Below are 14677 nucleotides of genomic sequence, written 5' to 3' on the forward strand. Positions count from 1 at the left end.
AGGCGCGCCGTCAGCGGCAGAGCGTCACGTCCTGCAGGCTGTCGAACGCGTTGCGGAGCGCGTCGGACCACCCGTCGCAGATCGCCCGCCAATCCGGGTCGGTGTCGAGGATGCGGCGCGAATAGCCGAGCTCGAAGCTGTCGTTGCGGTAGATCTGGAGGTCGAGCGGCGCGTCCACCGACAGGTTGGCCCGGATCGTCGAGTCGAAGCTCACCATCAGAAGCTTGACCGCCCGTTCGAACGTCATCTCGCGGTCATAGGCGCGAACGAGGATGGGGCGGCCGTACTTGGTCTCGCCGATCTGGAAGAACGGGGTGTCGGCCTGCGCTTCGATGAAGTTGCCCTCGGGATAGATCAGGTAGAGGCGCGGCGGGCTGCCCTTGACCTGACCGCCGAAGATCATCGTCGCGTTGAAGGTGGAGGCAGGCTTGCCGCCGCTGCCGGCCTGCTCGGTGATCACGTCGCGAAGCGTCTCGCCGATCAGCCGCGCGGCCTGGAACATCGACGGCGCGGTCAGCAGCGTCGAGGTCCGCTCGGCGGCAGCGAGGTTGCGCTCGTCCAGAAGGCTCACCACCGCTTGCGTCGTAGCGAGGTTGCCCGCCGTCATCAGAACCAGCGTCCGCTCGCCAGGCACCTCCCAGGTGTGCATCTTGCGATAGGTGGAGATGTTGTCGACGCCCGCGTTCGTGCGGGTGTCGGACAGGAAGACGAGGCCGCGATCGAGTTGCAGGCCGACGCAATAGGTCATGGAGTGGGTTCCGTTTCGATGGTGCGGCACGTTCGCGGCGCCGCGGGCCGCCTGGCTGGCATACCGGTTGGGCCGCGGTTCGGGCCGGGGCGGACGGGCCTATTGCTGCGACTGGGATACCGTCAACTCGACGGATAGCGATTCCGTTCCGGCGCCGCGGCGGATGCCCGAGATCGGCGCGGCGTCGCTGTAATCGAGTCCGGTCGCCACGCGGACGTAGCGTTCGTCGGGCGAAATCCCGTTGGAGATGTCGAACCCGACCCAGCCGATGCCGTCGACATAGGCCTCCGCCCAGGCATGGGTCGCGTCCTGACGCTCCACGCCGTCCATCTTGAGATAGCCCGAGACGTAGCGCGCCGGCCGGTCCAGCAGGCGCGCGGCGGTGACGAAGATATGGGCGTGATCCTGACAGACCCCGGTGCCGTTCTGCACCGCCTCCTCCGCGGTCATCGTGACCTCGGTCGTCCCGGTGGCGTACTTGATCTTCTCGCGGATCGTGGCCGACAGACGATGGAGCTGCTCGAGCTGACCGGTCGTGTCGCGGACTTCCCGGGCAAAGGCCAGCGTGCCGGGGCCGCGGCGGGTCCGGTCGGTCGGCCGCAGGAACATCCACAGCGGCATGTAGCCGCCCTGCTGACCGATGATCCCGTTCTCGTCCTCGATCTCGACCCGGCCCTCGGCCACGATCGTGACCTCCTGGCGCCCCGGCTCGACGGAGACGAGCTGCGTGCGATTGGCGTGAGCGTCGTCGAACTCCACCTCGACCTTGCCGCCGTCGATCCAGGTGGACCATTCGCGGACCTTCTGACCGGAGCGGTTCTTGGGCGTCAGGCGGAGCTGCTGGAGCGCGTAGGAGATCGGGCTGTCCCATCGATAGGTCGTCGCGTGCCGGATCTGCAGGGAAGTGGTCATTGGGTGAACCTGTAATCTTGCTCGATCTTCGCGGCCAGACTGGCGTTGCGGCGCAGGAAGTCCTGCAGGAACTCGTGCAGCCCGGTCTCTATGATGCTGTGGATCGTGGCCCGGTCGAGATCCTGGCAGATCGCCTCGCTCATGTTGTGGCACGGCATCCGCACGCCGTAGTCGCGTTCGAGATATTCCAGATTGGCGCCGATCTTCTCGTAGCAGAAGGACAGGCTGCGCGGCTGTCGCTTGTCGAGCATCAGGAACCGCGCGATGTCGGAGGCCATCCGCACGCGGCCATGCACCATCCGGTAGGCCCCCTCGGCGGAGACGGCGCGCAGGATCACCTCCCATTGCGCGTTGTCGAGCGAGGAGCCGACGCCCGCCGCGGAGGGCAGCAGCACGTAGTACTTCACGTCGAGAAGCCGCGCCGTGGCGTCGGCCCGCTCGATGAACGTGCCGAGCCGGGCGAAGTCGTAGATATCGTTCCGGAGCATGGTGCCGTGCAGCGCGCCGCGCACGAAGGCCGAACGCTGCCGGATCACGCCGAGGACACGCTGCAGGTCGCGCATGGAGACCCGGCTTGACAGCTCCCTGCCGAGCGTCATCCAGGCCTCGTTCACGGATTCCCAGACCTCGCGGGTGATCGCCGTGCGCACGAGACGGGCGTTCATCCGTGCCTGCGCGATGCAGTTGATCACCGAAGCCGGGTTGTCTCGCGCCCGCAGGAGCCAGTCGATCACCGCCTCCCCCGTCACCTCGTCGTGGTGCATGTCGTAGGCCTCGCGGGAGGAGGCGGTCTGGAGCAGGCTCGACCATTCGCTGTCGGCGCGGTCGGGTCGGGTCAACGCGATGCGCTGCCCGGTCTCCACAAGGCGGGCGAGATTCTCGCACCGCTCCATGTAGCGGAACATCCAGAGGAGGCCGCCGGCGGTCTTGCCTAGCATCGGCTGGCCCTCCCCCTGGAAGCGGGACGTCGTGTCGCGATGCCGGTCATCAATCGTCCTCCAGCACCCAGGTGTCCTTCGTGCCCCCGCCCTGCGAGGAGTTCACGACGAGCGAGCCTTTCTTGAGCGCCACGCGGGTCAGCCCGCCCGGCGTGATCTCGATCCCGTTCGGGGAGACGAGCACGAAGGGCCGCAGGTCCAGGTGCCGGGGCGACAGGCCCGCGCGGGTGAAGATCGGCGCGGTGGACAGGGCCAGCGTCGGCTGCGCGATGTAGTTGCCCGGCCGCGCCTCGAGCTTGCGGCGGAACTCCCGCAGCTCCTTCTTCGAGGCGGTCGGCCCGATCAGCATCCCGTAGCCGCCCGAGCCGTGCACCTCCTTGACGACCAGCTCCGACAGGTTGTCGAGCACGTAGGCGAGGCTGTCGGGGGCCGAGCATCGCCAGGTCGGCACGTTCTCCAGAAGCGGCTTCTCGCCGGTGTAGAACTCCACGATCTCGGGCATGTAGCTGTAGATCGCCTTGTCGTCGGCCACCCCGGTTCCGGGCGCGTTGGCGATGGTGATGCCGCCCGCGCGGTAGACGTCGAAGATGCCGGGCACGCCGAGATAGCTGTCGGTGCGGAAGTTCATCGGATCGAGGAAGTCGTCGTCGACGCGCCGGTAGAGCACGTCGATCGCCTTGTAGCCTTGCGTCGTCCGCATCGCGACCCGGCCGTTGACCACGCGCAGGTCGTGCCCCTCGACCAGCTCCACGCCCATCTGGTCGGCGAGGAAGCTGTGCTCGTAATAGGCCGAGTTGTGGATGCCGGGCGTCAGGACCGCCACGACCGGATCGCCCTCGCAGGCCGGCGGCGCGCAGGCCGACAGGCTCGCATGGAGCCGTTCGGGATAGCGGCTCACGCGTTGCACCCGGTTCTTGGCGAAGATCTCGGGGAACATGTGCAGCATCGTCTCGCGGTTCTCGAGCATGTAGCTCACGCCCGAGGGCGTCCGCGCGTTGTCCTCGAGCACGTAGAACTGGTCCGCCCCGGTCCGCACGAGGTCGATGCCGACGATGTGGGTGTAGATGCCGCCCGGCGGATCGACCCCGATCATCTGGCTCAGATAGGCGTCGTTCTTGGCGATCATCTCCCGCGGGAGCCGACCCGAACGGACGATCTCCTGACGATGGTGGATGTCGTGGAGGAACGCATTGAGCGCGCTCACCCGCTGCTCGATCCCGCGCGACAGCTTCGCCCATTCGCGGGCAGCGATGATGCGCGGCACGATGTCGAACGGGATCAGCCGCTCGGCGGCCTCGGCCTGCCCGTAGACGTTGAAGGTGATCCCGGTGAGGCGGAAGAACGCCTCCGCCTCGCGCGCCTTGGCGCGCAGATGCGCGGGTTCCTCGGAGGAAAACCACGCCTCGAATGCCTTGTAGGCATCCCGGATCGTCCCGTCCAGGCGGGTCATCTCGTCGAAAGGTGTCTTCTCGCTCATGAGACAAGTCATGCGGGGGGTTTGCCGGAAGTGCAACACCGAGCGGCATGATGAAGCGTGCGCCGCCGGGCACCGGTGGTCGCGCCTCGATGCGCGGTTTGGGTCCGGTGCGTCGGCGGCGGCGCGGCATCAACGCCGTTTCGCGGACCGGGTTCCGACGCCGGAGGGTCACAGATCCGCGTGTCCGGGCTTTGCCCGCTTTTGTCGTGTCGGGACGCCTGTTAAGCAAACCCGACGGCCCCGGCCGCGCGATCCGGGGCCGATCGGCACGCCGCCGGCCTACATAGATGGGAGCCGCCTTGAAACACGTCCTCGCCACGGGCCTGGCCCTCCTGATCTCGACCGCGGCGACGAACGCCGCGAACCTCACCTTCCGCATCGCCGGCGACGCGGAGACGTTCTCCGATCTGGGAGAACAGCTTCAGGCCGCCTCGCTCACCGCCTCCGCCATCGGCGAAGAGGACACCACGCGGCGCGAGATCGTCGCCGCCGCGCAGGCCGATTACGCCCGGCTTCTCGCCGTGCTGTTCGAGGCCGGGTATTTCGGATCCGAAATCTCCATCCGCATCGACGGGACCGAGGCCGCCGAACTTCCCACGATCGGCGCGGGCAACCCGGTGGGAGAGGTGGCGATCGAGGTGCGGCCGAACGCGCGGTTCATGTTTGGCCGCGCCACGATCGCGCCGGTCCCCCCCGAGACCGAGATCCCCGACGGCTTCGCGCCGGGCGAGCCGGCGGGCACCGAGATCATCCGCGACACCGTGGAGGCCGGCGTCGACGCCTGGCGCGGCGAGGGCCACGCGAAGGCCGAGCTCGCAGAACAGAGGATCACCGCCAACCACGCGACCGACCGGCTCGACGCCGAACTGCGCCTCGCGCCCGGACCGCGGCTCCGCTACGGGCCGATCGCCGTCGAGGGGGCGGAGGACGTGCGCGCCCGTCACATCGCGCGGATCGCCGACCTGCGGGAGGGACGCGTTTTCGACCCCGACGAGGTGCAGACCTCGGCCAGCCGCCTACAACGGACGGGCACCTTCGACTCGGTCTCGATCAGGGAGGCCGAGGGGATCGGCCCGAACAACACCCTGCCGATGACGATCACCGTGGCCGAGCGTCTGCCCCGCCGCTTCGGCTTCGGCGCGGAGCTTTCCTCCGACGAGGGCATCTCGACCTCGGCCTACTGGCTGCACCGCAACCTTACCGGATACGCCGACAGCCTGCGGCTCGAGGCGTCGGTCGACGGGATCGGCGGCACCGTGTCCGGCGGCACCGATTACGGGCTCACCTTCGGCTATCTGCGCCCGTCGACCTTCAACGCGGAAACCGATCTCTACGTGAACGGCGGGGTGGAAAGCCTCGACGAGCCGAACTTCAGCTCGGACCGCGTCTTCATCGATGCCGGGGCGCGACGCATCGTCTCGGACGCGTTCGAATATTCCTACGGTCTCGGCTACGAGTACAGCGAGACGGACGACGCGCTCGGCACCCGCTCCTTCTCGATCTTCTCCCTGCCGCTGGCGGCGCAATACGACCGCCGCGACGTGGCGCTCGACCCGGTCGACGGCTACTACGCGGAGCTGGGGCTGCGTCCCTTCTACGGCGCGAACCGCGCCGGCCCGGGCGCCGTCTTCACGGGCGACCTGCGCGGCTACAAGGGCTTCGGCGGCGAGGAGCGGCAGACCGTCCTCGCGGGCCGCCTGCAACTGGGCAGCGTGATCGGCCCCGACCTCGAGGACGTGCCGGCGAGCACGCTGTTCTTTTCCGGCGGCGGGGGCACCGTGCGCGGTCAGGACTACCAGTCCCTGGGTGTCGAGCTCGATGACGGCGACACGGTCGGCGGCCTGTCCTTCGTCGGCCTGTCCGCCGAGATCCGGCAGGACGTGACCGAGAACATCGGCATCGTCGGCTTCGCGGATTTCGGCCTCGTCTCGCCGGACGCGGATTTCACCGGCGGGGACAGCCACTCTGGCGCGGGTCTGGGCGTGCGCTACAACACGGGGATCGGACCGCTCCGCGTCGATCTCGGGTTCCCCGTCTCGGGCCCCGAGGATGACGGCGGCGTCGGAATCTATATCGGTATCGGGCAGGCCTTCTGATGTTGCGCTATCTCCTTCCCCTCGTCCTCGTGGCCTCGCCGATCCTCGCGCAGGACGCCGAGGAGGAGCGCGACCGCGGCTTCCTGACCGGCCTCATCGAGGACAACCTCTCCGCGCCGGGCCTGTCGGTCCGCATCGACGGCTTCGAGGGCGCGCTCTCCTCCGCGGCCACGCTCGACGTGCTGCAGGTCTCCGACGACGAGGGGCCGTGGCTCCGGCTCGAGGACGTGGTGCTCGACTGGAACCGCTCCGCCCTGCTGCGTGGCCGGCTCGAGGTCGAGGAGCTTTCCGCCGCGCTCATCCGCGTCGAGCGCGCACCATTGCCACCCGAGGGGGTGGAGGCGCTGCCGGATGCCGGGGCCTCGGGCTTCGGGCTGCCGGATCTGCCGGTCTCCGTGAACGTCGAGAGCCTGCGGGCGGAGCGGATCGAGCTCGGCGCGGCGTTGCTGGGACAGGAGCTGGCCCTGACGCTTCAGGCCAGCGCCCGGCTCGCCGACGGGTCGGGTGCGATTCATCTCGACGGGCAACGGCTCGACGGCGTGGAAGGCACCTTTCTGATCGACGCGAGTTACGCGGCCGAGACGCAGACGCTCGACATCGCCCTCGACGTGGCGGAAGCGGAGGGCGGCATCGCCGCGACGCTGCTGCAGCTGCCCGGCGCGCCGGCGATCGAGCTGACGGTGAACGGCGAAGGACCGCTCGACGATTTCGCGGCCGACATCGCCGTCGCCTCGAACGGCGAGGAGCGGATCGGCGGGCGGGTGACGCTCGACGGCACCGAGGAAGGACGCCGCTTCGACGTCGATCTCGGCGGCGACGTCACCGCCTTGCTCGCCCCGCGCTACCGGGGCTTCTTCGGCGACGACGTCGCGCTCGTCGCGCAAGGCCTGCAACGCGACGACGGCAGCCTCGACCTCGACACGTTCCGGCTCGACACGCAGGCGCTGCAACTTGCCGGCGCGGTGCGGCTCGGCACCGACGGCTGGCCCACCTTCGTCGACGTGACGGGACGGCTCGCCGCCCCGGACGGCGCGCCGATCCTGTTGCCCACCGCGACCGAAAGCCAGCTTCTCGGCGCGGAACTCGACGTGGCCTACGACGCGGCCCGGTCGGAGACGTGGACGCTCGATCTGTCCGCGCGGGACTACACGGGTCCGACCCTCGAACTCGGCGCCGCCGCCCTGAACGCCGAAGGCGTGATCGAACGCAGCGATGGCGCCGTCCGGGCCGCGTCCGCGGAGATCGCCGCCGCATTGCAGGCGCTCGATTTCACCGATCCGGCGCTGCAGCAGGCCGTGGGCGACGCGGTCGACCTCGCCGCGAACGTGGACTGGCAGGCGGGCGCGCCGGTCCGGCTCACCGACCTTTCGCTCGACGGGGCGGGCTACGACCTCACCGGGACCGTCACCGCCGACGGCACCGACCCGGAGCAGCCGCTGACGCTGGAGCTCGACCTCGCCTCGACCTTCGAGGACCTCTCCCGTCTCGCCGGTCTGTCCGGTCAGGATCTCGACGGCGCGGCGGAGGCGACCGTGACCGGCACCTACGCGCCGGTCGCCGCGACCTTCGATCTGTCCCTCGGCGCGGTGACGCAGGATCTCGCGCTCGGCATCCCGCAGGCCGACGCGATCCTCGAAGGCGAGACCACGCTTTCCATCGACACGCGCCGCACCGCGAGCGGCACCTTCGTCGACGCGCTGACGCTCGCGAACGACCACCTTTCCGCGGAGGGCAGCGCCGCGCTCCTCGACGAGGAGGCGCCGGAGCGGGCGGAGGGCGAGGCCAGCCGCGCCACCTTCTCCGCGACGATTCAAGACGGCACCCGCATCGACCCGCGCCTCGACGGGCCGATCGAAGCCGCCGCGGACGTGACCGAGGATGCCGAGGGCAACTGGTCCGGCACGCTCGACGCAGCAGCGCCCGAGGGCGTCACGATCTCGGCCGAAGGTGTCCTGACCGGACCGGCGCCGGACGTGACCTTCTCCGCCGCCATCCCCGACATCTCCGCCTTCGCCGAGGGCGTGCCGGGCGCGCTGGAGCTTTCGGGGCAGGCCTCGGCGACGGACGGCGTCTGGTCGATCGACGCGGCGGCGTCCGGTCCGTGGGACCTGACGGCGCAGGTTGCTGGCACCGTCACGGGCAACGCGCCCGAGATTGCCTTCTCGGCCACCCTGCCCGACCTCACCGGCCCCGTTCCCGCGCTGGAAAGCCAGCCCGCGTTGCAGGGTCCGGTCGACCTCGAAGGCACGTTGCGCCAGATCGGCGGCCAGTGGGAGATCGACACCTCGGTTGCCGCGCCCTCCGACATCACGCTGCGCGCTTCCGGCCCGGTGACGGGCGACGCCCTTTCGGTCGATTTCGCCGGCACCATCCCCGAGCTCGGGGATTTCGCGCCGGGCGTCGAGGGGCGCCTCGACATCGACGGCAACGTCGCGCGCAGCGGCGAGGACATCGCCGCCGAGATCACCGCGCGCGGCCCCTACGCCTCGGTCGTGACGGCCGAGAGCGTCGTGACCGCGGCGCCGCTCACCGTGGAGTTCACGACCGACGTGCCCGACCTGAGTGAACTCGCGCCCGTGCCCGGCGGCCTGTCGGTCGCCGGTCAGGCCGTGCAGACGGAGACGGGCTTCGCCATCGAGCTCGCCGGGACCGGCCCCTACGACGCCACGCTCGACGCGAACGTGGATCTGGTGGACGGCGTGCCTGCGATCACGGCCACGGGGCAGATCCCCGACTCCTCCGCGCTCGCGCCGCAGCTCCAGGGCCCGCTGAACTACGATGTCGAGGCGGAGCAGGTCGACGGCCAGTTCCGGGTCGACGTGAACGTGGACGGCGCGCAGGCGCTCTCGGCCAGCGTTTCGGGCATCGCGACGGGGCCCGAGGCCGACCTGGACTTTCAGTTCGACGCCGGCGACGTGTCGCCCTTCGTGCCGGGCCTGTCGGGCGCGCTCGACGCGTCCGGCCGCCTGTTCCAGCAGGACGGTCAATGGAACGCGGACGTGGAGGCCAGCGGCCCGCTCGGCGCCACGCTGACGGCGGACGGCGTGCTGACCGGGGATGCGCCGCGCGCCGCCTTCGATCTGTCGGTGCCCGATATCGGCCCGCTCGTCCCCGAGATCGCCGGCCCGCTGAACGTCGTGGGCACCGCCGAGCGGCAGGGCGAGGCCTGGGCCGTCGATGTCGATCTCGACGGCCCTTCGGGCACCGATGCCGCCGTCGCGGGCTCGGTGCAGCCCGACGGCAATCTCGACCTGTCGGTGACGGGTTCGGCGCCGCTCGGTCTGGCCAATGTGGCGATCGCCCCGCAGCAGCTCGCCGGCACCGCGCAGTTCGACCTGAACGTGAACGGCCCGCCGGGACTCGACGCGGTCTCGGGGACGATTACCGCGAACGACGCCGCACTCGTCCTGCCCTCGCTCCGGAACGGGCTCGACGACATCGACGCGCGGATCGACCTCGGCAACGGCCAGGCGCGGATCGCGCTCAGCGCCTCGCCGCAATCGGGCGGGAACATATCGCTCGACGGCCCGGTGGGCCTGTCGGCGCCGTTCAACGCCGATCTCGTGACCGAGTTCGACGTCACGCTCGAGGATCCGCAGCTCTACACCGCCGAGGTGGACGGCCGCGTCACGATCAACGGGGCGCTGACCGGCGGCGCGGTGATCGGCGGCAACATCCGCATCGACGGCGCGGAGATCGCCGTCCCCTCCTCCGGCCTGACCGCCCTCGGCGACCTGCCGGAGATCCGCCACCTCAACACGCCCCGCCCCGTGCAGCGGACGCTCGCGCTCGCTCGGCAGGACGGCTCGGACGGGGCCACCTCCGCGTCCGGGGGCGGCGGCGGACCCGTCTACGGGCTGAACCTGACCATCGACGCGCCGGGCCGCATCTTCATCCGAGGCCGCGGCCTCGACGCGGAACTCGGCGGGACGCTGGGCCTTGCCGGCACCACCGCAAACCCGGTGACGACCGGCGGCTTCGAACTGGTCCGCGGACGCCTCGACATCCTGCAGCAGCGCTTCAACCTCGACGAGGGCACGATCACCTTTCAGGGCGGACTGACCCCCTATATCCGCCTCGTTGCCGTGACCGAGACCGATTCCGTCACCGCCTCGATCATCATCGAGGGACCGGCAGACGCGATCGAGGTCCGCTTCGAATCCCAGCCCGAGATCCCGCAGGAGGAGATCGTCGCGCAGATCTTCTTCGGCCGCGACCTGAGCGAGCTGTCGCCTTTGCAGGCCCTGCAGCTCGCGAACTCCGTCGCGGTGCTTGCGGGCCGCTCCCAGGGGGGGCTGCTCGACAACTTGCGCGGCAGCGCCGGGCTCGACGACCTCGACGTGACCACCGACGACGAGGGCAACGTCGCGCTCCGGGCCGGCAAGTACGTTTCCGACAACGTCTACACCGACGTGCAGATCGACCAGACCGGGGAGGCCGATCTGTCGCTCAACCTCGACGTCACCCGCGACCTGACGGTCCGCGGATCGGTCGGCGCGACGGGAAACACCTCGCTCGGGCTGTTCTACGAGAAGGATTACTGATGACCCCGTCCGACGACCTGGTCTGCTGCCCGGTCTGCGACACCCTGCACGAGATCCATGGCGTGGAGGAGGGCAAGCGGCTGCGCTGCGTGCGCTGCAACACGGTGATCGCGGTCGACCGGCCCGAAGCGATCGTCCGCATCGTCGTGCTGGCCACGACCTCGCTCGTGCTCATGTTCATCGTGATCTTCTTTCCGTTCCTCGAACTCCGCAACGGCGTCTTCGACAGCCGCGCCTCGGTCTTCGAGACCGCGATGACGTTCAACCGGGGGGTGATGGCGCCCCTCGCCATCGCCGTGACCCTGTTCGTCATCGTCCTGCCGGTGACGCGCCTCGTCTCTTTCGTCTGGGCGCTCGGACCCCTGTCCTTCGACCGCCCGCCCCTCCCCGGGGCGGCCTTCGCGCTGCGCCTCGCCGAAACGCTTCGTCCCTGGGCCATGGCCGAGATCTTCATGATCGGCGTGGCGGTCGCGCTGGTGAAGCTGGGCGACCTCGCCACGCTCGCCATGGGACCGGCCTTCTGGTCCTTTGCCGCCATCGTCTTCATAACGGCGCTTCAGGACACACAACTGAGCAAGTATTCAATATGGACGGCACTGGACACCGCATCGCAGCGCTGACGGCGCGCGAGGCCGGGCTGGTCGGCTGCAGGCATTGCACGCGCGTCTCGCCCATCGGCACGCAAACCTGCCCGCGTTGCGGCGGTTCGCTCGAAAGCCGCGACCGCACCTCCATGCAACGGGTCTGGGCGTGGTGGATCGTCGGGCTCATGGCCTACATCCCCGCGAACCTCTACCCGATGCTGCTGACGCGGACGGTCGGACAGGTGACGGACGCGACCATCGTGGGCGGGGTGATCGAGCTTGCCCATCACGGCGCCTACGGGGTGGCGGCTATCGTCTTCTTCGCAAGCGTCATCATCCCGGTGGGCAAGTTCATCGCCATCGCCTACCTTGCCGTGATCGTGCGCCGCCCGCACGGCCACAAGCCCAGCCAGTTGCTGCACCTCTACGAGGTCGTGGAGTGGATCGGGCGCTGGTCGATGATCGACGTCTTCGTGGTCGCCATCCTCGCCGCCCTCGTCCAGTTCAATCTGCTTGCGACGATCAATCCCGGTGTCGCCGCCGTCTGCTTCGCGCTATCGGTCGTGTTCACCATGCTCGCCGCCATTAGCTTCGACAGCCGCCGCATCTGGGATCAGATCCGTCGGACCTCCGACGAAAGTCCCGCATGACCGACGATCCGAACCGTCCCGCCGTTCCCCTGTCCCAGACCCGTCGCAGCCGTCGCGGCATCGTCTCCGCCGTCTGGCTCGTGCCCGTCGTGGCCGTGCTCATCGCGCTGGCGATCGCCTACCAGTCCTGGTCGGATCGCGGCGTCCTGATCTCGATCTCCTTCCCCGACGCGTCCGGCGTGACGGTCGGCCAGACGACGCTGCGCTACCGGGAGGTGACGGTCGGCGTCGTCGAGGATGTAGGCTTCACCTCCGACCTGAACGAGGTGAACGTCTACGTCCGCGTCAACAACGACATCGCGCCGTTTCTCGACGAAAGCGCCAGCTTCTGGATCGTTCAGCCGGAGGTGACCGCGCGCGGCGTGCAGGGCCTGAACACCATCCTTTCGGGCACCTACATCCAGGGGACCTGGGACAATCAGGCCGGCGATTCGCAAACGGCCTTTGTCGGCAACCAGCGCGCGCCCATCATCCCGCCGGGCGTGGAGGGGACGGCGATCGTGCTGCGCGCGAAGGACAGCTCCCGCCTCGGTCCCGGCGCGCCGATCCTCTACCGCGGCATCGAGGTGGGCGAGGTCTCCGAGCCGACCCTGTCCCCCGACGGCACCGAAGTGCGCGTCGATGCCTTCATCCTCTCGCCTTACGACCGGCAGCTCTCGACGGCCACGCGGTTCTGGGACGCTTCGGGCGTCTCGGCCTCGCTCGGCGCGGGCGGCGTCGACATCCGGATCGGCTCCGTCGCCTCGATCCTCGAGGGCGGCGTGAACTTCGACACGCTGATCTCCGGCGGCACGCCCATCGAGCCAGGCTACGTCTACAACATCTTCGAAACCGAGGACGCCGCCCGCACCTCCAGCTTCGAGGCGCCCGCCGAACAGAGCGTGACGATCTCCGCCCTGTTCCCCGCGGCCGCGGGCGGTTTGTCCGAGGGGGCCATCGTCCGCTACCGCGGGGTGCGCGTCGGGCTTGTGACCGGAATCACGGGCTTCATCCGCCCCGACGATCCGACCGACGTGCAGCTTCTTGCCGTGATGTCGCTGCAACCGCAGCGGATGGGCTTCGCGGAAGGCGGCAACGAACTCGACGGAATCGACTTCATCGACGAACTCGTGGCGCAGGGCCTGCGCGCGCAGCTCGTCTCGACCTCGATCTTCGGCGGCAGCCTCGCCATCGAACTGGTCGACCTTCCCGACGCGGCGCCGTCGCGGCTCGAGATCGGCGTCGCGGCGAACCCGCTGATCCCGACCATCCCGGCCGAGATCGACGACATCACCGCCAGCGCGCAATCCGTTCTGGCACGGATCAACGACCTGCCGGTGGAGGAGTTGCTGGGCTCCGCCACGGATCTTCTGAACAACGTCAACCGCATCGCCGCCGACGAATCGACGCGCGCCATTCCGGCCGAGGTGCTCGCCCTCCTCACCGACGGACGCGGGCTGGTCGAGGACGGGCAGGCCATCCTGTCGGGCCCCGAGATCGCCGCCACGCTGCGCGACATCCAGGCGATCTCCGGAAACCTCCGCCAGGTCTCCGCCGACATCGCCGAGCGCGACATCGCGGCCACGCTTTCCGAGGCGCTCGTCTCCGCGCAGGCGGCGGCCAGCAACATCGCCGCCGGAACCGGGAATCTCGATGCCGTGGTCGGTGCGGCACGAACGACGCTCGACGGCGTGAACGGGATCCTCGACGACGAGGGGACGCAGGCCATCCCGGGCCTGGCCGCCGACACGCTGCGGAACGCGCGCGACCTGATCGCGGCCCCCGAGCTCGACGCCATCCTTTCCGATCTCGCCGCCGCGAGCGCCGACATCCGGGAGGTGGTCGCGCCCTTCGACGGGACCGCGATCGCGGCGACCGTGGATCGCGCGCTGGCCGCGATCGACACAACGGCCGCGAACGTCGCCGCCGGGACCGCCGATCTCACCGCGCTCCGGTCGCAGGTCGACGGGATCGTGGCCGCCGCCGACGCGCTTCTCGCCTCGGCCGATACGCAGGCCCTGCCGGGCGCCGCACGCGGGCTTCTGGAGGACGGGCGCGCCCTCGTGGCCGGCCCCGAGGTGCAGGCGATCGTCTCCGAGCTGGCCTCCACCAGCGCCGACATCCGCATCCTCGTCCAGAACCTTCGCGAGCAGGACGCGGCGACGCGCCTCGCCACGGCGCTCGACGCCGCCGCCGAGGCGGCGCAGTCGGTCGCGATCGGCACGGAGAACCTGCCCGAGCTCTCGGCTTCGGCCGAACGCGTCCTCAACGAAGCGGAGGTGCTGGGCCAGAACCTCAACACGCTTTCGGCGAAGGCCAACGCCCTCGCGCTCGACGCGCTCGTGGACGCGACGACCGATCTGATGACCACCGCCGACGCGTTCCTTTCCTCGGACGAAGCGGACGACGTGCCGGTCGTCCTGTCCGATACGCTCGAAGAGCTGCGGTTGACCATCGAGACGATCCGGACCGGGGGCACGCTCGACAACCTCAACGCGACGCTCGATTCCTCGTCGGCGGCTGCCGACAGCATCCGCGACGCCGCGCAGGACTTGCCCGACCTCGTGGACCGCCTCGCGACGCTGTCCGACGACGCGAGCGGCGTCCTTGCCGGTTACGGTGCGGACAGCCGCGTCAATGCGGAGCTCTACCGCGCCTTGCGCGCGGCGACGCGGGCGGCCGAGGACGTCTCCTCCCTGTCGCGCACGATCGAACGCAACCCGAACTCCCTTCTGCTAGGACGTTGACC

9 protein-coding genes are annotated in these 14677 nt (G+C 69.6%); 5 read left to right on the forward strand and 4 right to left on the reverse strand.

Annotation, left to right across the window (positions count from 1 at the left end; genetic code table 11):
- Window positions 1–10: 10 nt before the first annotated feature.
- From Q1B08_RS02345 to Q1B08_RS02360, 4 genes are all read right to left on the reverse strand, one after another.
- Complete coding sequence (locus Q1B08_RS02345) at window positions 11–748, reverse strand: proteasome-type protease (protein WP_299814104.1); 738 nt, start codon at window positions 746–748, stop codon at window positions 11–13.
- Window positions 749–847: 99 nt separating this feature from the next.
- A complete protein-coding gene (locus tag Q1B08_RS02350) occupies window positions 848–1660 on the reverse strand; it encodes a transglutaminase family protein (protein ID WP_299814107.1) in 813 nt (270 codons plus the stop codon).
- Window positions 1657–2598, reverse strand: a complete 942-nt coding sequence (locus Q1B08_RS02355) for an alpha-E domain-containing protein (protein WP_299814111.1) — start codon at window positions 2596–2598, stop codon at window positions 1657–1659. Before Q1B08_RS02355 ends, Q1B08_RS02350 begins: the two co-directional genes overlap by 4 nt.
- 49 nt (window positions 2599–2647) lie before the next feature.
- On the reverse strand, window positions 2648–4075 hold the full coding sequence (locus Q1B08_RS02360; protein WP_299814114.1) for a circularly permuted type 2 ATP-grasp protein: 1428 nt from the start codon (window positions 4073–4075) through the stop codon (window positions 2648–2650).
- 299 nt (window positions 4076–4374) lie between these two features.
- On the opposite strand from Q1B08_RS02360, the gene Q1B08_RS02365 reads away from it, so the two are divergent.
- Genes Q1B08_RS02365 through Q1B08_RS02385 form a run of 5 tightly spaced genes read left to right on the forward strand, consistent with a single transcriptional unit; the run spans window position 4375 to window position 14675 of the window.
- The gene (locus Q1B08_RS02365) at window positions 4375–6171 is read left to right on the forward strand and encodes an autotransporter assembly complex family protein (RefSeq protein ID WP_299814117.1); all 1797 of its coding nucleotides are present in this window, start codon (window positions 4375–4377) and stop codon (window positions 6169–6171) included.
- Window positions 6171–10715: a translocation/assembly module TamB domain-containing protein gene (locus Q1B08_RS02370; protein WP_299814120.1), complete on the forward strand. Its 4545-nt coding sequence runs from the start codon at window positions 6171–6173 to the stop codon at window positions 10713–10715. Before Q1B08_RS02365 ends, Q1B08_RS02370 begins: the two co-directional genes overlap by 1 nt.
- The gene (locus Q1B08_RS02375) at window positions 10715–11335 is read left to right on the forward strand and encodes a paraquat-inducible protein A (RefSeq protein WP_299814123.1); all 621 of its coding nucleotides are present in this window, start codon (window positions 10715–10717) and stop codon (window positions 11333–11335) included. The genes Q1B08_RS02370 and Q1B08_RS02375 overlap by 1 nt, the downstream gene beginning before the upstream one ends.
- A complete protein-coding gene (locus Q1B08_RS02380; protein ID WP_299814126.1) occupies window positions 11302–11949 on the forward strand; it encodes a paraquat-inducible protein A in 648 nt (215 codons plus the stop codon). Before Q1B08_RS02375 ends, Q1B08_RS02380 begins: the two co-directional genes overlap by 34 nt.
- Window positions 11946–14675 carry an MlaD family protein gene (locus Q1B08_RS02385; RefSeq protein WP_299814129.1) on the forward strand — a complete coding sequence of 910 codons (2730 nt, stop codon included), beginning with the start codon at window positions 11946–11948 and terminating at the stop codon, window positions 14673–14675. Before Q1B08_RS02380 ends, Q1B08_RS02385 begins: the two co-directional genes overlap by 4 nt.
- Window positions 14676–14677 lie beyond the last annotated feature (2 nt).

Source organism: uncultured Jannaschia sp. (assembly GCF_947494025.1).
Classification (GTDB): Bacteria; Pseudomonadota; Alphaproteobacteria; order Rhodobacterales; family Rhodobacteraceae; genus Jannaschia.